The sequence below is a fragment of the Enterococcus malodoratus genome (genome assembly GCF_027659535.1).
GTDB lineage: Bacteria > Bacillota > Bacilli > Lactobacillales > Enterococcaceae > Enterococcus_A > Enterococcus_A malodoratus.
Genome location: NZ_JAQDPG010000006.1, coordinates 253728 through 274709, shown reverse-complemented (window position 1 = coordinate 274709; position 20982 = coordinate 253728). Strand labels below are relative to the sequence as shown.

At 41.3% G+C, this 20982-nt stretch carries 20 protein-coding genes; 11 read left to right on the top strand and 9 right to left on the bottom strand.

Going from position 1 to position 20982, the window contains the following annotated elements:
- The first annotated feature begins 30 nt into the window (after positions 1-30).
- From rpoC to msrA, 3 genes are all read left to right on the top strand, one after another.
- Complete coding sequence (gene rpoC, locus PGP85_RS12100) at positions 31-3684, top strand: DNA-directed RNA polymerase subunit beta' (protein WP_010741388.1); 3654 nt, start codon at positions 31-33, stop codon at positions 3682-3684.
- A gap of 226 nt (positions 3685-3910) precedes the next feature.
- Complete coding sequence (locus PGP85_RS12095) at positions 3911-5011, top strand: LCP family protein (protein ID WP_270327709.1); 1101 nt, start codon at positions 3911-3913, stop codon at positions 5009-5011.
- A 127-nt stretch (positions 5012-5138) separates the two neighbouring features.
- The gene (msrA, locus tag PGP85_RS12090; RefSeq protein WP_270327708.1) at positions 5139-5663 is read left to right on the top strand and encodes a peptide-methionine (S)-S-oxide reductase MsrA; all 525 of its coding nucleotides are present in this window, start codon (positions 5139-5141) and stop codon (positions 5661-5663) included.
- Here msrA and PGP85_RS12085 read toward each other — a convergent pair.
- Positions 5660-6262 (bottom strand): prepilin peptidase, encoded by a 603-nt coding sequence (locus tag PGP85_RS12085; RefSeq protein WP_270327728.1) that lies wholly within the window; start codon positions 6260-6262, stop codon positions 5660-5662. The genes msrA and PGP85_RS12085 overlap by 4 nt on opposite strands.
- Before the next feature lie 199 nt (positions 6263-6461).
- Between PGP85_RS12085 and PGP85_RS12080 the strand changes: the two genes are divergently transcribed.
- Positions 6462-6929 carry a Dps family protein gene (locus PGP85_RS12080; protein WP_010741384.1) on the top strand — a complete coding sequence of 156 codons (468 nt, stop codon included), beginning with the start codon at positions 6462-6464 and terminating at the stop codon, positions 6927-6929.
- 52 nt (positions 6930-6981) lie between these two features.
- Here PGP85_RS12080 and PGP85_RS12075 read toward each other — a convergent pair whose 3' ends face one another.
- The 3 genes from PGP85_RS12075 to PGP85_RS12065 all read right to left on the bottom strand — a co-directional run bounded on the left by PGP85_RS12075 (position 6982) and on the right by PGP85_RS12065 (position 10055).
- A complete protein-coding gene (locus PGP85_RS12075) occupies positions 6982-7686 on the bottom strand; it encodes a hypothetical protein (RefSeq protein WP_010741383.1) in 705 nt (234 codons plus the stop codon).
- Entirely contained in the window at positions 7679-9208 is a 1530-nt protein-coding gene (locus tag PGP85_RS12070; protein WP_270327706.1) for a DUF1538 domain-containing protein, read from the bottom strand. The genes PGP85_RS12075 and PGP85_RS12070 overlap by 8 nt, the downstream gene beginning before the upstream one ends.
- A gap of 97 nt (positions 9209-9305) precedes the next feature.
- Positions 9306-10055 (bottom strand): MurR/RpiR family transcriptional regulator, encoded by a 750-nt coding sequence (locus tag PGP85_RS12065; protein ID WP_010741381.1) that lies wholly within the window; start codon positions 10053-10055, stop codon positions 9306-9308.
- Between the two features lie 147 nt (positions 10056-10202).
- Here PGP85_RS12065 and pfkB point away from each other — a divergent pair, with 147 nt between their 5' ends.
- From pfkB to lacD, 4 genes are read left to right on the top strand one after another with little or no spacing between them, the layout of a single operon-like run.
- Positions 10203-11153 carry a 1-phosphofructokinase gene (pfkB, locus tag PGP85_RS12060; RefSeq protein ID WP_270327704.1) on the top strand — a complete coding sequence of 317 codons (951 nt, stop codon included), beginning with the start codon at positions 10203-10205 and terminating at the stop codon, positions 11151-11153.
- Complete coding sequence (locus tag PGP85_RS12055) at positions 11135-12577, top strand: PTS fructose transporter subunit IIC (RefSeq protein WP_270327703.1); 1443 nt, start codon at positions 11135-11137, stop codon at positions 12575-12577. The genes pfkB and PGP85_RS12055 overlap by 19 nt, the downstream gene beginning before the upstream one ends.
- A gap of 13 nt (positions 12578-12590) precedes the next feature.
- Positions 12591-13049, top strand: a complete 459-nt coding sequence (locus PGP85_RS12050) for a fructose PTS transporter subunit IIA (protein ID WP_270327702.1) — start codon at positions 12591-12593, stop codon at positions 13047-13049.
- Positions 13046-14020, top strand: a complete 975-nt coding sequence (gene lacD, locus PGP85_RS12045; protein ID WP_010741377.1) for a tagatose-bisphosphate aldolase — start codon at positions 13046-13048, stop codon at positions 14018-14020. The genes PGP85_RS12050 and lacD overlap by 4 nt, the downstream gene beginning before the upstream one ends.
- 39 nt (positions 14021-14059) lie before the next feature.
- Here the strand turns inward: lacD and argH are convergent, their stop codons facing one another.
- Both argH and PGP85_RS12035 read right to left on the bottom strand, forming a co-directional pair.
- A complete protein-coding gene (gene argH / locus PGP85_RS12040; RefSeq protein ID WP_010741376.1) occupies positions 14060-15430 on the bottom strand; it encodes an argininosuccinate lyase in 1371 nt (456 codons plus the stop codon).
- Positions 15431-15762: 332 nt separating this feature from the next.
- Entirely contained in the window at positions 15763-16971 is a 1209-nt protein-coding gene (locus tag PGP85_RS12035) for an argininosuccinate synthase (protein WP_010741375.1), read from the bottom strand.
- 352 nt (positions 16972-17323) lie between these two features.
- Here PGP85_RS12035 and rplM point away from each other — a divergent pair, with 352 nt between their 5' ends.
- Both rplM and rpsI read left to right on the top strand, forming a co-directional pair.
- Complete coding sequence (rplM, locus tag PGP85_RS12030; RefSeq protein WP_034709665.1) at positions 17324-17752, top strand: 50S ribosomal protein L13; 429 nt, start codon at positions 17324-17326, stop codon at positions 17750-17752.
- A 16-nt stretch (positions 17753-17768) separates the two neighbouring features.
- Positions 17769-18161, top strand: coding sequence for a 30S ribosomal protein S9 (gene rpsI, locus PGP85_RS12025; protein ID WP_010741373.1), 393 nt, complete (start codon positions 17769-17771; stop codon positions 18159-18161).
- Between the two features lie 217 nt (positions 18162-18378).
- Here the strand turns inward: rpsI and PGP85_RS12020 are convergent, their stop codons facing one another.
- Genes PGP85_RS12020 through PGP85_RS12010 form a run of 3 tightly spaced genes read right to left on the bottom strand, consistent with a single transcriptional unit; the run spans position 18379 to position 20245 of the window.
- Positions 18379-18813 (bottom strand): DUF6608 family protein, encoded by a 435-nt coding sequence (locus PGP85_RS12020; RefSeq protein WP_251868006.1) that lies wholly within the window; start codon positions 18811-18813, stop codon positions 18379-18381.
- The gene (locus PGP85_RS12015) at positions 18806-19264 is read right to left on the bottom strand and encodes a LytTR family DNA-binding domain-containing protein (RefSeq protein ID WP_251868005.1); all 459 of its coding nucleotides are present in this window, start codon (positions 19262-19264) and stop codon (positions 18806-18808) included. The genes PGP85_RS12020 and PGP85_RS12015 overlap by 8 nt, the downstream gene beginning before the upstream one ends.
- 18 nt (positions 19265-19282) lie before the next feature.
- Positions 19283-20245 (bottom strand): alpha/beta hydrolase, encoded by a 963-nt coding sequence (locus PGP85_RS12010; protein ID WP_270327697.1) that lies wholly within the window; start codon positions 20243-20245, stop codon positions 19283-19285.
- 327 nt (positions 20246-20572) lie between these two features.
- Between PGP85_RS12010 and PGP85_RS12005 the strand changes: the two genes are divergently transcribed.
- Complete coding sequence (locus PGP85_RS12005) at positions 20573-20980, top strand: MarR family winged helix-turn-helix transcriptional regulator (RefSeq protein WP_090404419.1); 408 nt, start codon at positions 20573-20575, stop codon at positions 20978-20980.
- The last annotated feature ends 2 nt before the right edge of the window (positions 20981-20982 follow it).

Here is a 20982-nt window from a genome sequence, read left to right as displayed (position 1 = left end):
TACGATAAAATGAAATGGAGGGAAACCCTTTTGATCGATGTAAATAAATTCGAAAGTATGCAAATAGGTTTGGCTTCTCCTGAAAAAATCAGAAGCTGGTCTTACGGTGAAGTAAAAAAACCGGAAACCATTAACTATCGTACATTGAAACCTGAACGTGAAGGGTTATTCGATGAAAGAATTTTTGGGCCAACCAAAGACTGGGAATGTGCCTGTGGAAAATACAAACGGATTCGTTATAAAGGAATTGTCTGCGACCGTTGTGGTGTTGAAGTTACCCGTTCGAAAGTTCGTCGTGAACGGATGGGTCACATCGAATTAGCAGCGCCTGTAACACATATCTGGTATTTCAAAGGAATTCCTTCTCGGATGGGTCTTGTATTAGATATGAGTCCTCGTGCGTTGGAAGAAATCATCTACTTTGCATCTTATGTCGTAATCGATCCAGGTAATACAAGCCTAGAGAAAAAACAATTATTGACTGAACGTGAATACCGTGAAAAACGTGATCAATATGGTCAAGAATTTCATGCAGCAATGGGTGCTGAAGCGATCAAACAATTACTAGATAAAGTCGATCTAGATGGTGAGTCAGCAGAATTAAAAGAAGAGTTGAAAACAGCTCAAGGTCAAAAACGGACACGTGCGATTCGTCGTTTAGATGTTCTGGAAGCATTCCGTTCATCTGGAAATCTTCCAGGTTGGATGGTCATGGATGTTATCCCTGTCATCCCGCCAGATCTACGTCCAATGGTTCAATTAGAAGGTGGTCGTTTTGCGACTTCCGACTTGAATGACCTATATCGTCGTGTAATCAATCGTAACAACCGCTTGAAACGTTTGTTAGACTTGAATGCACCAAATATTATTGTTCAAAATGAGAAACGGATGCTGCAAGAAGCAGTTGATGCTTTGATTGATAATGGTCGTCGCGGCCGTCCAGTAACTGGACCAGGTAACCGCCCATTGAAATCCCTATCTCACATGTTGAAAGGGAAACAAGGTCGTTTCCGTCAAAACTTGCTGGGTAAACGTGTCGATTACTCTGCTCGTTCAGTTATCGTTGTTGGACCTTTCTTGAAGATGTATCAATGTGGTCTGCCGAAAGAAATGGCGATCGAATTATTCAAACCTTTCGTAATGAAAGAATTGGTTCAACGCGAAATTGCTTCAAATATCAAAAATGCAAAACGTAAAATCGAACGTCAAGAAGACGTTGTTTGGGATGTTTTAGAAGAAGTCATCAGAGAACATCCTGTTTTACTTAACCGGGCACCTACATTGCATAGATTAGGTATCCAAGCATTCGAGCCAATCTTAGTTGAAGGTCGTGCGATCCGTCTTCACCCACTAGTATGTGAAGCCTACAATGCCGATTTCGATGGAGACCAAATGGCTGTCCATTTACCATTAGGAGAAGAAGCACAAGCTGAAGCTCGTATGTTGATGCTTGCGGCAACACATATCTTGAACCCTAAAGATGGTAAACCAGTTGTTACGCCTTCTCAAGATATGGTCTTAGGTAACTATTACCTGACTATGGAAGAAGAAGGCCGTGAAGGCGAAGGAATGATCTTCCGTGACATGAATGAAGCTGTGTTAGCATGGCGCAATGGGTATGTTCATTTGCATTCACGTGTGGCTGTTGACCCTAATACGTTAGGCGACAAACCATTCACTGAAGAACAAAAAGAGCGTATGCTAATCACGACTGTTGGGAAAATTATTTTCAACGAGATCATGCCGCAAGAATTCCCTTATTTGAACGAACCAACTGATTTCAACTTAACGCAATACACACCTGATAAATATTTTGTTGAAAAAGGTGTCGATATTCCTGCAGCGATCAAAGAACAAGAAATTATCTTGCCATTCAAGAAGAAAAATCTTGGGAACATTATCGCTGAAGTCTTCAAACGTTTCAAAGTCACTGATACATCAATGATGCTTGACCGTATGAAAGACTTAGGATACAAACATTCAACAATGGCTGGTATGACCGTTGGTATCGCGGATATCATGGCACTGGCAGAAAAACAAGAAATCATCGACAATGCCCACAAACAAGTCGGCACGATCACGAAACAATTCCGTCGTGGTTTGATCACTGATGATGAACGTTATGAACGAGTTATCGCTGTTTGGAATGCAGCAAAAGATGAAATCCAACAACGACTAATGGAGTCATTGGATGCTAAGAACCCAATCTTCATGATGTCTGATTCTGGAGCCCGTGGTAACATCTCCAACTTTACTCAGCTTGCTGGTATGCGTGGACTGATGGCCGCTCCGAATGGACAAATCATGGAATTGCCGATCATCTCAAACTTCCGTGAAGGTCTATCTGTCTTGGAAATGTTTATCTCGACTCACGGGGCTCGTAAAGGGATGACCGATACCGCCTTGAAGACAGCCGATTCAGGTTACTTGACTCGTCGTTTGGTTGACGTTGCCCAAGATGTTATCGTTCGTGAAGAAGATTGTGGAACTGATCGCGGGTTGGAAATTTCTGCGATCCGTGAAGGCAATGAAATTATCGAATCATTAGAAGAACGTCTAGTTGGACGTTATACACAAAAAGCTGTTAAACATCCTGAAACAGGCGAAGTTCTTTTACCTGCTGATGCGCTGATCAGTGAAGCTGATGCAAAACGTCTTATTGACGCCGGCGTAGAAAAATTAACGATTCGCTCAGTCTTTACATGTAATACCAAACATGGTGTATGTAAACATTGTTACGGCCGTAACTTGGCAACTGGCGATGATGTTGAAGTTGGTGAGGCAGTTGGTACTATCGCTGCTCAATCAATCGGTGAACCAGGTACTCAGTTAACCATGCGTACATTCCATACCGGTGGGGTTGCCGGAGATGATATCACACAAGGTCTTCCTCGTGTCCAAGAAATCTTCGAAGCACGTAATCCTAAAGGTTTGGCTGTTATCACTGAGGTTACTGGTGAAGTTGTAGAAATCGCTGAAGACGCTGCGACTCGTTCGAAAGAAGTTACTGTTAAGGGTGAAACAGATACTCGTACCTATACAGTTCCTTATACTGCCCGTATGAAAGTCGCTGAAGGTGATTTGATTCACCGTGGCGAACGCTTGACAGAAGGTTCAATCGATCCTAAACACTTGTTGCAAGTGCGTGATGTGATTTCAGTTGAAACTTACTTGCTACGTGAAGTACAACGCGTTTACCGGATGCAAGGGGTTGAAATCGGCGATAAACATATTGAAGTAATGGTTCGTCAAATGTTGCGTAAAGTCCGCGTTATGGACCCAGGCGATACAGATATCTTGCCAGGTACATTGCTGGATATTGCTGACTTTAAAGATCAAAACTACAATACACTGGTTGCCGGCGGTACGCCTGCGACATCTCGTCCAGTCTTGCTTGGTATTACCAAAGCTTCATTGGAAACAAACAGCTTCTTATCTGCTGCATCATTCCAAGAAACAACTCGTGTCTTGACGGATGCTGCAATTCGCGGTAAGAAAGATCCGCTACTTGGATTGAAAGAAAATGTTATCATCGGTAAGATCATCCCTGCTGGTACAGGTATGGCAACTTACCGCAATATGGAACCTAAAGAAGTCGTTGTAGCAAGCGAAAATGTGTACAGTATCTCTGATATTGAAGCGCAAATGGCTGCCGAAGATGCTTTGAACAATCCATTAAACTAGATTTGAAGGCTTTGTAAAGCTCATTAGAAAGACCACAAGATTCAAAAGAATCTTGTGGTCTTTTTATTTTCGCGCTATTATAAGAAGGTATCTGACAAAATGACAGCGATAACTTTGATCAGATATTAAATTTCGTTTAGAGCAATAAACAAATACTATTGTAATGAGACGATTTATGAGAAAATGACGGAAACCATACAGCTATGTAAAATTTTTGAGGTGCTACATGAGCAGAACAAAGAAAATCATCTTGATTGTCGTGGGAATAATCGTGATACTTGTCGGTGGTGCAACCGCCTACTTATTAAAAGTAAATAATGATGTTGATCAGGCAATCAGTAAAATGACCAAAAAGGTCAACTATAAAAGCAGCCGTTCAGATGCAGTTGATTTGAAAAGTGAAGAACCTTTCTCAATTTTATTAATGGGCACAGACACGGGGGACAAGGGGAGAACGTACCAAGGACGTTCAGATTCCATGATGGTTGTGACCATCAATCCTAAGAAGAAACAGACATTGATGACTAGTCTAGACCGAGATATCTATACACAGATTGTCGGTTATAAGGGTGATGATGATAATTATGTCGCAAAAGGCGATACTTATTATGATAAATTAAACGCCGCATATTCGTTAGGCGGTACTAAGATGGCGATTGAGACTGTTCAAAAAATGATGGATATTCCCATTGATCATTATGTTGAGATCAATATGAAAGGGTTAAAAACCTTAGTTGATGCTGTTGGCGGAATCGAGGTAGACAATAAAATCGATTTTACTTTAGATGGTGTACGTGTGAAGAAGGGCAAACAGGTCTTAGATGGCAGACATGCCTTGGAATACGTTCGAATGCGTCACGAGGATCCAAAAGGTGATGTGGGGCGGCAGGCGCGGCAGCGAGAAATTTTATCCAAAATTGTTCATAAAATGCTTTCGGTTAATTCAGTGACGAAGTATAAAAAATATTTGCATGCAGTAGAAGATTACGTGCGGACAGACTTGAGCTGGAGCGAAATGCTGACAGTGGCAAAAGATTACACACCGGCTGCAGAAAATATCAAACAGACGCAAGTTGAAGGCCAAGGCGAGATGATCAATGATATTTACTTCCAAGTATTAGGCTTAAAAAATCTATTGGAAGAACAGAACGTTTTGAAGAAACAACTGGAGTTGCCTACGAAAAAGAAATTGCCGAATCTGGATGAGGAGGATGACAATCAACTCTTCTTTGATGATAGTGATGTAGATAAAATCAGTGCAGGCACACATTATGATTATACTGGGTATGGAAAAATTATTTATCCAATTGATCCCGATAATTATTAAGAATAATGAATGGCAAGAGAGCGCGACCTAAAATGGTCCGCTTTCTTTTTTTTTAGGAAGGAGTTGAGCAGAATCGTTTCAATTTTTCAAAAAATGGTTATGATGAAAGCACAAGGGGGAGTATAAGATGACAGAAGAAAAAGCAATATTTGCCGGCGGATGTTTCTGGTGTATGGTGAAACCTTTTGATCAAATGCCTGGTATTAAAAGCGTTGTTTCCGGGTACACTGGCGGACATGTACCCAATCCAACTTATGAAGAGGTCGGCAGCGGTACAACAGGTCATACGGAAGCTGTAGAAATTACTTTTGACCCGATGGTTATCTCATATCAGCAGTTAGTTGAGATTTATTGGCAGCAAACAGATCCTACCGATGCTTTTGGACAATTTGCCGATCGTGGGGATTCGTATCGTCCAGTGATTTTTTATTCTTCTCCAGAACAAAAAGAAACGGCGGAAGCATCGAAGGAACGTTTGCAAAATAGTGGTCGTTTCAAAGATCCGATCGTTACTACGATTGAATCAGCACAAGCCTTTTATCCTGCAGAAGATTACCACCAAGATTTTTATCGAAAAAATCCGGACCATTACAACGCGTATAGCGAAGGATCCGGACGTAAAGGCTTTATTCGTCAACATTGGAATGCCTAACGATCTTTTAAAAGTATAAATAAAAGCCCAACAAATAAAAAAGGTACAAAAGGCAGCTGCTCGGGTATCTTTTTGCGCAAGGCCTGACAGCCGAAAAAAGTCAGACCATTGAACGAGGCAATAAATAAGACTTGTAAAAGTTCGTAACTAGATAAAAAGAAACTCCATAATCCAATTATCCAAAGATCTCCCAAACCTAAGCTGTTTGGGAGTATTTTTTGGCTAAGGTAGAACAAAGCACATATAATCAGCGGTTGAGTCCAAGAGAGTTGGAATAGAAAAGTTCCGCTAATCAATAAAATAATTCCGGTTGACCAAAAGATAGACATTTCTACAATTAAAAAATCCCAATCGATTATGGCTAAAACCAATGAACTCAACACCCAAAATAACTGCCAAAGCTTGATCCAAGTAAAATTCTGTAAAAAGATTAAAAAGAGCAGACCGCAAAACAGCTCCAACCAGAAACTCCGTGTAGAGAATTTTTGCCGACAGTAAGTGCAATGAAAATTTTGACGTAATGCTGAAAATAATGGAATCATTTCGATAGGGCGGAGCTTATGCTTGCAATGATCACAATGAGAAGGTGGATAAAGTATAGATTCGTTTCAAGGTATACGGGTGCAAACGACAGCCAAGAAAGATCCGATGACTGTGCCAAAAATGAAATGTATGATCGTGTTCACCTCCCTTTTTCAATAAGATACGAAAAAGAGGCAATTTCCCAGCATTTTCTTTGTGCTTTTGCCATAATTGTATTATGCTTTTAATGGAGTATAAATTAGGAGGTATGTAGGAATGAAATTCGAAAAAACAAAAGAAGTATTGAACCAACTAGTTGCAGACTTGAGTCAAATGTCCATGGTCATTCACCAAACACATTGGTATATGCGCGGCCCTGGTTTCTTGACATTACACCCAATGATGGATGATTTCATGGATGACGTGAACGATCAATTGGACGAAATTTCAGAACGCTTAATTACTTTAGACGGTTCACCTTACTCAACATTACGTGAAATGGCTGACCAAACAAAAATCCCAGACGAAATCGGACGTTGGGATCGTACAATGGAAGAACGCTTAGCTACGCTTGTTGAAGGCTACCGCTATTTAGCAGACCTTTACCAAAAAGGAATCGACGTAACTGGTGAAGAAGGCGATGATCCAACACAAGATATCTTCATCGAATTCAAAACAGCGACTGAAAAACGCATTTGGATGATCCAAGCACACCTAGGAAAAGCTCCAGAAATTGATGCTTAATTCAATTGAAAAGAGGCGCACACCTTTAATGATGTGTGCCTCTTTTTTCTTGTTATTGAGGAATATCAGTACTTAAACCAATGACGCCATCGACCGGAATGGAAATCAAAATCCCTTGAGCTTCACTAAGCAGACCGCATTGTTCGCCAATGGCTTTCATGATCGCCATTTTTTTGTCTTGTTCTACTAAAATATAAACCATTTCTTTTTCAGGCTGAATACTGATGCCCCATTTTTTCATGGTCTCTTGCGAGTCTAGGCGACGCGCGTGGACGACAGTACCGCCAGCCGCGCCAGCAGCAGTGGCAGCAATCATGACTTCTTCACTGAATCCTTGGTTGATCGTCACCATTAGTAAACTGTATTTAGCATCTTGGATCATCTGCTTTTCCTCTCTCTCCATATGTTTTTGGATTTTTTCATGCATTTCTGAATCTAAAAGTTTCATGACATAGGTGCTCGCTCCAGAAATGGGGAAAGTAAAAGCACACCCTCTGTTTGGTTTATGAAGGCCTAAGCCTTCGCCCAAGGCCGCGAATAAATCTGGTACACATTTCTTTAATACAGGACAGACAAAGATCGCTTTTTCTGAGGAGCCTAAGCCTAAATAGTCCATGACTTCATTGGTAGCGGTCCCTTCGCCCATACACAAATATTGGACCGGTGTATTTTGAGCATCAAAAATGGCATGGGCTTTTTTCTTATCTTTGTGGTCTATAATCAATATCAACATTCGAACTGCCGGTTTATTATGCATCCTCTTCAGTGTCCTCCCATTCTTCAATTTCATTAAGTTCTTCTATAGCCAAATCAGCTTCTTGAGCAGCCTTATTTTCTTGCCACTTATAAACGATCCCCATGATCTGAATAGCAATCAACGGCGTCAATGCAACAAGCGCGACTACACCGAAAGCATCGGCCATGATATTTCCATCTAACGCTTCACTGACTCCGATACAAAGAGGAAGCAGGAACGTGCTGGTCATCGGTCCGCTAGCAACACCACCGGAGTCAAAGGCGATCCCGATAAATATTTTAGGGACGAATCTGGAAAGGAGCAGCGCGATAAGATAGCCAGGGATTATGATCCAATAAATACTAACACCAGTAATAGAACGCATCATAGCAAGCCCAACACTGACTGCGACTCCAATGGAAAGACACAAGTTCATGGCAGAGGCTGAAATCGATCCGCCAGTGACGTTTTCGACTTGATGATTCAATACTTGAATGGCCGGTTCGGCTTTTACGATAAAATAGCCGATCAACATCCCAATTGGAATCAACAGCCACTTATATTTACTTGCGGCCAGTTCTCCGCCAAGCAGGCTTCCGACCGGCGCAAATCCGATACTTACACCAGTTAGAAAGAGTACGAGTCCAATATAGGTATAAATAAGGCCGACGATCATTCGGATGTATTGTCTGTGATGGTAACGACGACTGATAAGCTGAAAAACAAAAAATAAGAACGCGATCGGCAGCATAGAGATGAAAACCTCTTTAGCAAAATGAGGCAGTTCCAGCATGAACTCACGCATGACATCTTGGGTGGTGCTTACATTAAGAAATTCTGTCGGCGTATAAGCAGCATCTGTGGGCTGAAAGAAAATACCTAACAGCAACACCGCTAAAATAGGGCCGATACTGGAAATCGCTACTAAACCAAAGCTGTCGTCGGAGGCGTGCTTATCGCTACGAACGGATGCAAGCCCGACCCCTAAAGCCAGAATGAACGGCACAGTAATTGGTCCAGTGGTAGCCCCTCCTGAGTCGAAAGCTACAGGCACGAAATCATTGGGTGTTAGAAAGGAGAGTAAGATGACAACAGAGTATAGCACCGTCAGTATGAGGGATAGATTGATTTTGAACAAGATTCGTAAAACGGCGATCGTTAAACAAATACCGACCCCAACGGCTACAGTCCAAACCAATAAATTACTGGGAATAGCAGGCATTTGATCTGCCAATACTTGCAGATCAGGCTCTGCAATAGTAATAACAGCTCCGATAATGAAAACACTGAAGGCCAGTATACCTATTTTTTTATTTTTTGAAAGCTGAATACCCATTCCTTCACCAAGGGGTGTCATGGACATCTCTGCACCTAATTGGAAGAACCCCATGCCAATGATCAGCATAACAGCTCCCATTAAAAACATCGCGAAGGTTCCTATTTCCATAGGGACCAAAAAAACACTAACGGCTAGAACGGTAATTGTGATCGGCAGAACGGCCGACAAAGACTCTGAAATATTTTCTTTTAGTTTTTGATTCATCGATTCACTCCTTTTTCTTTTCTATCTGGAGGAAGGTTGTCTATACAGACTGTTTGTACCTAAAAGTCATATTTCCTCTTTAGTGAATAAGCTATTTTCAATTATCAGTGACCCGTAAAGCATAGGAATCAAGTAAAATTCGTGCAATGATCTGCAACGGCAATCGCGAACGAACCTCATAATCAGGAAAGTAAGAACCTTCGGATTTGAAACCAACCAAAGCGATCTCACAATAATTCATCAAGCTGGAAGAGTTATTTGCCGTCAGCAAAATTGAACCGATTTCCGCGTCGTAGCAATTTTTAGCTGCGACGACGAGTTCTTTGGTTTCGCCGTTTAGAGAAATAAAGATCACGATGTCGCGCTTATTGAGCTTACGACTGATATTTTTAATGATCTCTGGATCGGTATGCATCTGACAGTTTTTACCAGTCAATTGAAACTTCACCATCATTTCCTGTCCGATCATCTCTGAAAAACCCCGCGCAAAAATAATCACTCGTTCCGCGAACTTGATCTTTTGGATCGCATCTTCAATATTGCCGATCTCCATCATGTTGATCGTACGAACGACCTCTTGTTCATTTTTTAGAATCGCTCGCCGAATTCCTTTATCGACCTTATCTAATGAAGAAAAATTAATATTTTTATTCTCTTGCTCCTTTAAATGGTGCTTAAAGGCGGTGAATCCTTCGTACCCCTTCTTTTTCATCGTGCGGACGATCGTTGCTGTCGAAACATTGGCTTGCTCGCTAAGTTTGACGATGGAGTAATTAGGAATCTCAAGAATATGGCTTTCAATAAAATCCCAGAGGTATTGTTCAGTGTCGCTTAACTTATGTTCCATGGTCTCAATAACCTTCTTTCAACATATCACTAGTTAAAAAGTATCACGTTTCGTAAAAAGATGTAAAGCTTTTCAGGAAATTGACCGGAATGTGAAAACCTTTTCGGTGAGTCATGCCCCATAATAAAGACAAGGAGGTCATCACTCATGTCTATCTATACATGCACTATGAATTTAGCGATTGATCTATTTATTGAAACCGACACAATGAATCCTTTTACTGTAAATCGAACGAAGGATGATGATATCCAAGCAAATGGAAAAGGAGTGAATGTCTCACTCATATTAAAGATGCTGGGCGTCGCCACCACAGCATTAGGATTTCGGGCGGGTTTTACAGGAAATTATATCGAGGATTACTTGCACGAAAAAGTTATTTCTACAGATTTTATTGAGGTTCCAGGGATGACTCGTATCAATGTATTCACGCAAGTTAATCAGACACAGGAGGAATACAAGCTAGTCAATCAAGGACCGGAAATACCGACGGAAAAGGTTCAAGCCTTTTTAGAACAGATTAAGGGGTTGCAAGCGGGGGATCATCTCTGTATCTCAGGGAGTTTGCCAAGAGGAGTGGAGCCAAAGATACTTGTTGAAATCAGCCGCATCTGCCATGAGCGAGATGTTCACTTGATCATTGACAGCAGTTATCAGGAAGTGATGGATTGTTTGCCTTATCAACCGTTTTTGCTAAAGCCGAATGAAGAGGAATTGGAGTCTTGGTTTGGACAAGTGATCGATACAGAAGAAGCCTATTTATTTTATGGGCAGCAGTTATTGGCAGCAGGCGCGCAAAATGTGTTGTTATCTCTTGGTGGAGAAGGAGCCATTTTTTTCACACAAAATAAAATTATTCGAGGAAATTCGCCAAAAGGGAAAGTAGTCAACACAGCTTGTGCCGGAGACACGTTGTTGGGAACATTTCTAGCGGGGTATTTGACAGATCAGCCGCTGGAAGACACGTTGCGAAAGAGTTTAGCGGCAGGAAGCTCAACGGCTTTTCGCAAAGGACTGACTGATTTTTCGGATGTGGATGAGTTAAGCAAAGAAATTGAAATCAAAGAAGAGAGGGTAAAAACATGGGGAATTATCAATTAATAGCAGCAACAGGCTGTCCGACAGGAATTGCACACACATACATGGCTCAAGAGGCTCTGGAACAGGCGGCTAAGAAAAAAGGGGTCACGATCAAAGTCGAAACGCATGGGCAAATCGGTGTTGAGAATGAGTTAACAGCGGAAGAGATCAAAAATGCAGATGCCGTGATTATTGCCGCAGATAAAGATGTTCATCCGGAACGCTTCGCGGGAAAACGAATTATCGATGTTTCCGTTAGTACGGGGATCAAGGATGCGGAGCGCTTGATTGATGATGCATTGGCTGGAAAAGGTTCGATTGCAGCGGAGAATGATGCCGTGGATGCTTTAGAACAGGAAACGGGGAGTAATACTAGTTTTGGTCGCAGTATTTATAAAAATCTGATGAACGGCGTTTCGCACATGCTGCCTTTTGTAGTTGCAGGCGGGGTGTTGATTGCCATTTCCTTTGCCGTTTGGGGGATTTATTCATTTGATCCCGATAATGCGCAGTATAACGCTACAGCCGCAATGCTAAAAGCAGTCGGTGATGCAGCAATGGGCATGATGGTTCCCGTGTTGGCCGCATACATTGCTGAAGGAATCGCAAAACGGCCGGGATTAGTCGTTGGTTTTGTCGGCGGGATTGTCGCGATGAATGGCGGTACTGGATTCTTAGGCGGAATTTTAGCCGGATTCTTAGCTGGATACTTCATTTTATTCTTGCAAAAAATCTTAGATGTTTTACCAAAACAGCTGGATGGCTTGAAGGCAATCTTCTTATATCCAGTCATTGGTGTAGCGGTTATTGGGATCGTTATGTCTTTATTGGCGGGGCCAATGAAAGCAGTTAACGAAGGAATGATGAGCTTCTTAGCGGGATTTGAAAATTCGAATCCGTTGATTCTTGGTGTAGTAGTGGGATGTATGTGTGCCTTTGACATGGGCGGACCAATCAATAAGGCAGCTTATGTAACGGGCACGGCGTTATTGGCGCAAGGCAATACAACCTTCATGGCCGGTGTTTCAGCAGCGTGTATCGCGCCGCCGTTGATTACAGGGTTTGCGACATTGTTCTTTGGAAAATATTTCGATACGAATGACCGCAATGCTGGATTGGTTAACTTTATTTTGGGCTCGACACATATTACTGAAGGTGCGATTCCATTCGCAGCAAAAGATCCAATTCGCGTACTGCCAACAATGATGCTAGGTTCGTCGATCGCAGCGGTCTTAACATATATGTTTGGTGTACAAGTACCTGCTCCTCATGGCGGATTCCTAGTGCTGCCAGTCGTGACTGGTAAACTCCAATGGGTGCTTTCGATTCTGATTGGTTCGATCGTCGGCGGCGTAATTTTAGGCTTTATCCAAAAGAGCAGTGTTGCTGCGAAAGAAAAGAAAGCGAACGCCGAACAAGCAGATAAATCGGTAATCACAGAATAGCGAGGGATCAAGAATGGGAATTATTCAAGAAGAAAAAATCTTTTTAAATCAAACAATGACCACGCAAGAAAAAGTCTTTGAATTTTTAGCTAGGCAAGCAAAAGGTTTAGCGATCTCAGAGGATGAACAGCAGGTCTATAAAAAACTTGTTGAACGAGAAAATGAAGGGACCACCGGCATGATGGATGGCTTTGCGATTCCTCATGCAAAGGATCAGTCAATCAGTGAACCGAGTATCATCATTGTAACGCTGGCTGAAGGGATTGAATGGAACAGCTTGGACGGTCAATCAATCAATTTTGTGATTACGCTGTTTATCCCGGATTCAGAGGCGGGCACAACACACTTGAAATTACTATCAGCGGTCGCACGGTTGTTGATGAGAAATGAAGTAACGGAAAAATTAAAGACAGCCCAAACAAAAACGGAAATCGCAACACTACTAAATGAAAAAATAGGTGAGAATGAATGAAGACAATCAGTGCAGGGAAAAAGGCTTATTTAAAACAAATGACGAATGACGAGGGGATTATTGGTGCTTTAGCTATTGATCAACGTGGTGCGTTGAAAAAAATGATCGGCAAATACAAGGAAGCAACCACAGAGGATGTAATCAAGTTCAAAGAATTGGTCTCTCAGCAGTTGACGCCATATGCCTCCGCAATCTTGTTAGATCCGGAATATGGTCTTCCAGCCGCAGAGGTTCGCGACAACGATTGTGGTCTGTTGTTGGCTTACGAAAAAACGGGTTATGATGCAACAACACCCGGTCGTTTGCCAGATGTACTGAATGTTTGGTCAGTTAAACGGTTGAAAGAATCTGGAGCCGACGCCTGCAAGTTTCTACTATATTATGATGTCGATGAGCCTGATGAGATCAATGAGCAAAAACGAGCGTATATGGAACGCATCGGATCAGAATGTACGGCGGAAGATATTCCGTTCTTCTTAGAAATTGTTTCCTATGATGCGGAAATTACGGATACGACTTCATTGGATTATGCAAAGGTGAAACCACGAAAAGTGATTGAAGCGATGCGGGAATTTTCGAAGGAACGTTATCAAGTCGATGTCTTGAAAGTAGAAGTGCCAGTAAATATGAACTTTGTTGAAGGATACGGTCAAGAGATCGGCTACAGTCAATCAGAGGCAGCGGCTTACTTCAAAGAACAGTCCGAAGCAACGGATTTGCCATTCATTTTCTTAAGTGCAGGTGTTAGTGCTGAACTATTCCAAGAAACCCTACGCTTTGCGAAGCAATCAGGCTCTAGCTTTAACGGAGTCTTATGCGGCCGGGCAACTTGGGCAAACGGTGTGGAGTCGTTTGTGAAAGAGGGCGAAGCATCAGCGATCGACTGGTTATCCGATCAAGGAAAGCGGAATATCGAAGAATTGAATGCAGTATTAAAAGAAACTGCGACTTCTGTTTATACCAATGTATAAGAAAACGACTACCCGCGATGGGTAGTCGTTTTTTTCGTCTTATAAAGCTGTCTTCGCCAATTGAATTTGCTTTTTGACTTGGTCGAAACCGGTACCGCCTAATGAGTGCCGGCGAATTACCGCTGTTTTGGAGGCCAATGTATCATAGATATCTTCTTCGATGATTGAATTGATCGCTTGATATTCTTCTAGTGGGACGTCTTGCAAATAAATACCTTTTTGAGTGCAGGCCAATACCAGCTTTCCGACAATTTCGTGTGCTTGACGGAAAGGAATCCCTTTTGCGGCCAAATAGTCGGCCAACTCAGTTGCATTTGAAAAGTCTTTTTCAGTCGCATCATGCATCGTCTGTGTGTGCACCTTCATAGTATCAATCATGCCGGCCATGATGTCTAAGCTCGTAGCGACAGTGTGGACGGTATCAAACATTCCCTCTTTGTCTTCTTGCAGGTCTTTGTTATAAGCCAGCGGCAGCCCCTTTATGACCGTTAGAAGGCCAACTAAGTCACCAAAGACACGTCCTGATTTACCACGGATCAATTCCGCCATGTCAGGATTTTTCTTTTGCGGCATGATCGAGCTGCCCGTCGAAAAAGTATCTGTCAGCTCGACAAATTTGAATTCATGGCTGCACCAGAGAATGATCTCTTCGCAAAAACGGGAAAGATGCATCATCAAGATCGAACTGTTGCTTAAAAATTCAAGAATGAAATCGCGGTCGCTGACTCCATCGAGACTGTTCATATAAAGATCCGCAAAACCCAGCTTGTCCGCGGTCATCTGACGATCAATCGGGAAAGTCGTACCCGCCAAAGCAGCACAGCCTAGCGGTGAAATGTCCACGCGCTTCATACTTTCCTCAAGGCGAGACTGATCACGCGTCAGCATGCCGTAATAGGCCATCAAGTGATGCCCAAAAGAAATTGGCTGCGCATGCTGCAGGTGCGTATAGCCGGGCATGATTGTTTCAACATGTTCTTCGGCCTTATTGACTAAGACCGCGCGAAAATGCTGAACCTTCTCAATAATTTCATTTAAATGTTCCTTCAAATATAAATGCATATCGGTAGCGACTTGATCATTTCGGCTGCGGGCAGTATGGAGTTTTCCGGCGACGGGTCCGATCTCGTCGTGAAGCATTTTTTCTAAGTTCAAATGAATGTCTTCATTTTCAATAGTAAAGGTTAATTCATCCTTCGCAGCCTTTTCAGCCAATATATTTAGACCAACAGTGATCTGCTGCGCTTCTTCTTTTGTGATAATGCCTGTTTCACCAAGCATTTTGACATGTGCTAAACTGCCGGTGATATCTTGTACAGCTAGTTGCTGATCAAAGGGAATCGAGGCACCGAATGCATCAATCCATGCTTCATTTTTTCCATCAAAACGTCCGCCCCATAATTTTGCCATCGTTTTATCCTCGCTTTTATCTATAGATTTTTAACAAAAAAGACCGTCGCAACGGTCTTTTCTTGACTATAACGGATAATCATAGTCTTTCTTTTTCTCTAGCATGCAGACTAACTCTTTATGAGAATTTTCGAGAGCTGAACGAGCCTGCGCAGCTTTGATTTTAGGGAGGAGGCATCTTTTCAGATACCTCAGGATGAAAACATTGCTGGTTTCCTTATTTCCTGACAGGAAAAGAAACTCACCTAGAGCAATGGCAAGATGTGAAACCGGACGGCCTTATTTACCGGCAAGTAAAAGCCGCCTCACATCTGGTTTCTCTTGCACTTTCATTAAATGCTTGGTTGTTTCTTCTCAGCTTGGACCTCAGCGTTTACCTTCGTTGGCAAGCCCCAAAGTTTGATGAAGCCGATCGCTGCATCTTGATCGAATGTATCGGCAGACGTATAAGTCGCCAAGTTTTCGTTGTATAAGCTGTTGTCAGATTTACGTCCTTCTACGATCACATTGCCCTTGAATAATTTCACACGCAATACGCCGTTTACGACTTCTTGTGATTGCTTCAAGAAAGCGATCAAAGCATCCATCGTCGGATTGAACCATAGACCGTCATAGATCATTTGGCATAATTGTTGTTCAATGACTGGTTTGAAATGAGCCATCTCACGAACAAAGGTCAAATCTTCTAATTCTTTATGTGCTTTCATCAAGACTTCCGCACCTGGACATTCATAAACTTCACGCGACTTGATACCAACTAGACGATTTTCAATGTGATCGATTCTGCCGATACCGTGTACGCCGGCGATCGTATTCAGTTTCATGATTAAAGTAGCTAAAGATAATTCTTCACCATCTAATGCAGTTGGTACACCTTTTTCAAAGGTAATTTCAACGATGGTTGGCTTATCTGGTGTTTCTTCTAATTCTGCGGTAATAGCGTAGGCTCCAGCAGGCGGAGTAGCCCAAGGATCTTCTAATACGCCGCATTCACAAGCACGGCCCCATAAGTTTTGGTCAATCGAATAGGGATTGTCTAAGTCCGCCGGGATCGGCACCCCTTTTTCAGCCGCATAATTGATTTCTTCTTCACGCGACCATTTCCATTCACGGACTGGCGCAATGATCTTCAAATTCGGATCAAGGGCAGCGATGGAAACTTCAAACCGAACTTGGTCATTTCCTTTTCCGGTACATCCGTGGGCGATCGTAGTCGCTCCAGTTTTGTGAGCGAGCTCAACCAGTTTCTTCGAGATAAGTGGGCGAGACAAAGCAGAAACCAATGGGTAAGAATTTTCATAGTAGGTATTGCCTTGCAATGCGACCAATACGAAATCTTGTGAGAACTCTTCACGAGCGTCGATAGCATAAGATTCTGATGCGCCAACTTGTAATGCTTTATTTTTAATAAATTCGGTGTCGCGACCTTCTCCGATATCTAAACAACATGCAATCACGTCGTAGCCTTCATCGACAAGCCATTTAATTGAGACTGAAGTATCTAATCCACCTGAGTATGCTAAAATCACTTTTTCTTTCATCCTGATTGCTCCCTTATCGCTTTTTCATTAAATTCTAATTAATGTGTTGAAGTCATATTAGCACCGTAAAATACAAAAAGCAAGCACTTTTTAAATATTTATGCAAAATAATTTTGAATTTACGTGTCTTTATTCATTTTAAGATGTATAAGACAAACTATTATGAATAGTAGAAGGAACAAAGAGAAATGAAAATATTTTGCGTTTTCAAAGAGAAAAACATTGACATGGCAAGGCTTTGCAAGTATTATGGTAAATGGTATTGTTTGCCCCATGAGAGCCCCGGAAACTCAAGTGTTTGTCAAACATTCGAAATTGAAATTGGAGGAAAAAAAACGTGCGTACAACATATATGGCTAAGCCAAACGAAGTAGAACGTAAATGGTACGTAGTAGACGCGACTGATGTTCCTTTAGGACGTCTTTCAACTGTAGTTGCATCTGTACTACGCGGTAAAAATAAACCAACATTCACACCACATGTAGATACTGGTGATTTTGTAATTGTAATCAATGCGGATCAAATCAAATTAACAGGTAACAAAGCAGCTGACAAGATTTATTACCGTCACTCAAACTTCCCTGGTGGATTGAAATCAGTCTCAGCAGGCGAATTGCGTGCTAAAAATTCTCGCCGTTTGATCGAAACTTCTGTTAAAGGTATGCTTCCTAAAAACACTTTAGGTCGCGCTCAAGGCATGAAACTTCACGTTTACGGTGGAGCAGAACATCCACATGCAGCACAGCAACCAGAAGTTTTAGACATCACAAACTTAATTTAAATAGGAGGGAAATTCATTGGCACAAGTTCAATATAGCGGCACAGGCCGTCGTAAAAATGCAGTTGCTCGCGTACGTTTAGTACCAGGAACTGGTAAAATTACTGTAAATAAAAAAGACGTTGCAGAATACATCCCACATGCTGACTTACGTTTAGTAATCAACCAACCATTTGGCGTTACTGAAACAACAGGTTCATATGATGTATTTGTAAACGTTGATGGCGGAGGTTACGCAGGTCAAGCCGGCGCTATCCGTCATGGTATCTCACGCGCTTTATTAGAAGTAGATCCTGATTTCCGTGCACCATTAAAACGCGCTGGATTACTTACTCGTGATTCACGTATGGTTGAACGTAAAAAACCAGGTCTTAAAAAAGCCCGTAAAGCTTCACAGTTCTCAAAACGTTAATATATTTTATATATCGACATTCAAGACACTTTCCAATTTTGGGGAGTGTCTTTTTTTTTCGGAAATTCCCACCAATTCCCCACTATTGATTCTGATAAGTGGCTTAAAGGCAAAGTCAGCAGGGGAAAATCTAAAAAAAATGCGTATCCACTTAAATAATGAATTAAGTGAATACGCGACTTCTCTCATTGAAATAATTTGTGGTTCCAATCTTATTTCATCGTATTGAATTATTCTGTCCTGTCTGAATTTCCTTCAGTAATCGATTCTGTTTGCGAACATCAATATACAGGCCGACATAATAAGCGATTGCACCAATGATGTAAATAATTGTAAAGGAAGAGAAAGCCCCGAAGTAGCTGTTCTCGTGTAATTCTTCAAAAAAGCTGCTAATCCAAATAGTCAAAAATACCAGCAGCATCGCTCCAACATATTGCAGCACAATCATCGACAACGGTGACAAGCGTTCCAGCAACGGATGCGTGTATAAGATACTCACTGCAATGGTGGTACAGATAAATTTGAACAGCAGACTGGAGAAATCGTCACGGCCATCGTAAAACAGGCGATCATAGAGGGTCGTTCCTAAGGAAATAATCGTATAGCTGACGCAAATCACTGTCAGCATTTCTTTTAAACGATTTTTAGTCATGTAAAATACCTCGTACTTTCTTTAAGTAGTTTTGAAAAATTTTGCGATAATAACGACTGATGACAAGTTCTTCCTGGTTATTCAAAACCACTTTCAGCCGCATATTGGCTTCTGATTTCACTCTTTCTATTTGCTGAATGTTGACGATATTGGCTTTACTAATGCGGCAAAAACCATGTTTGGACAAAGCGGATTCAAGAAAGGTTAGGCTTCCTTGGATTTGGTAAACTTGTTCCCTTAAGTACGCAAACGTCTTTTTATCGACAGTATCAATATAAAAGATTTCCTCTAGTGACAGAAGTACCTGTTCACCATCCTCTAACCCAAAAAGCTGGGGGACGGAATCCTCCAGCAATTGGCGGACTTTCTCAATTTGCTCGGTCATTTCACGATAGTAAATTTCTGTTCGGTCTTCTTCAAGAGCGTCCTCTTGAAATAATTTGATCCGCATAGTTCAGCTCCAATTCAATCAGTTATTTTGTAAAAATTGCATAACAGCAGCTGTGTACTTTTCTTTTTGGTCGAGCATGCCTTTAATGTGCTTAACGTTGATGGAAACGAGTTCCTTATCTTCCGCTGCAACATTCTCATATAAAGAAGTAACCTTTTCAGGAAGGCATACGTCGTCTTGTTCACTTTTGATAACAAGTGTTTTAATTTCATTATATTTTTGTTGTTCGGTGATTTCAACATCTTTAAAGGTAAAGCCGTAGTTTAGCTTCATATAGAAGTTCCCACAAGCAACAACATAAGGGAATGGGATATCTTCAGTATCTTCCATGCCTTGCCAAATTCCGGCAAACATTTCCTCCATACTATAAACTGGCGAATCCATAATTACAGCATTCACATGCTTCGCCGCATGTTCAGTCGCTGCATACATCCCAGCAGTTGCGCCGCCCATTGACTGACCGTGAACGACAATTTGTTTATCCAAATTTATTTTTTCTGCATAATCTACGATCGCATGTACGTCCATTCGTTCTAAGTAGCCAAAAGTGACCAAAGGATCTTCATTATCACCATGTCCGCGCATATCAAAGGTCAACACGTTCCAGCCATTTTCCAAGTAAATTTCTGCTAAAGGGGAAAGAAAAATGTTATCTCCACCTGCGCCATGAATCAAAATTGCAGTATCTTTAGCCTTATCGCCATCCGTGCTGAAAGAGGTTACTGGAAAAGTATTACCATCTTCAGCCTCCAAGTGAAAAGTCTCTCCTGAGTATTTTGCATTAAATTGCTCTAAATCATAGCCCCATTCCTTCAACTGCACTAAACTATTTTTCTTTGTATCATTTCCTTTGTTTTGGTAAAACAAGCCTTCTGTTACCATCTTCCCAAAATAGTAGCTGGCCCCAATTCCAGTGATTAAAATAATCCCTAATAAAATACTTACACCGATGATGATTTTCTTTTTGATTGATTGTTTCATTTTCTTCTCCTCCGTAACGTTCTTTTTATCTTTAAAGTCATCATATGTGACTGGAAAATGGTTTTCCACCGAATTTTCCTTTGTTGCATTTTGGAGGAGCTGAGTTGCAATTTTTTGGAAATAACTTCGAAAGAAAAATTTTTTCACATTTTTTACTGAATGAGCAATCACCTCATGAGCCATTAAAAATCCAAAGAAAATAAAATCGAAAAAAGAAATTTCTTTTTTTATAGGCTGAATCAGAGCAAAACACTTTCCAAAAAAAGAAAAATGCTCTATATTTGACTAGTCAACTGTTGATTAGTCAAATACAGAGAGGAGCATGTAATGAATCTAAGACAAATAAGTAAGCTTTTTTATCAATTGAAACTTGCCAACCAGGAACTGACAAGTAAATTTGAAAAAAGAACCGGTTTTAGTATTACTCGATATGAATTAATGATGTTCTTAAAGGAGAACGGCCCCTGTTCTCAAACAATATTACAAAACGAACTAAAGATAGATAGCGCTGCAGTTACTAGACATCTAAAGATATTAGAAGAGAAAAATTACGTGATTCGCGAAAGAAATAAAGAGAATAATCGAGAAGTCTTTGTGCGGATAACGAATCAAGCAGCAAAAGAATTAGAGCAATGCGAAAAAGAACATAGTCAGTTGGATAAACAAGAAATGTTGCCGCTAAGTGAAACAGAAGAGGAAACATTGCTTGAATTGTTAACAAAATTAGTAAAGTAAAA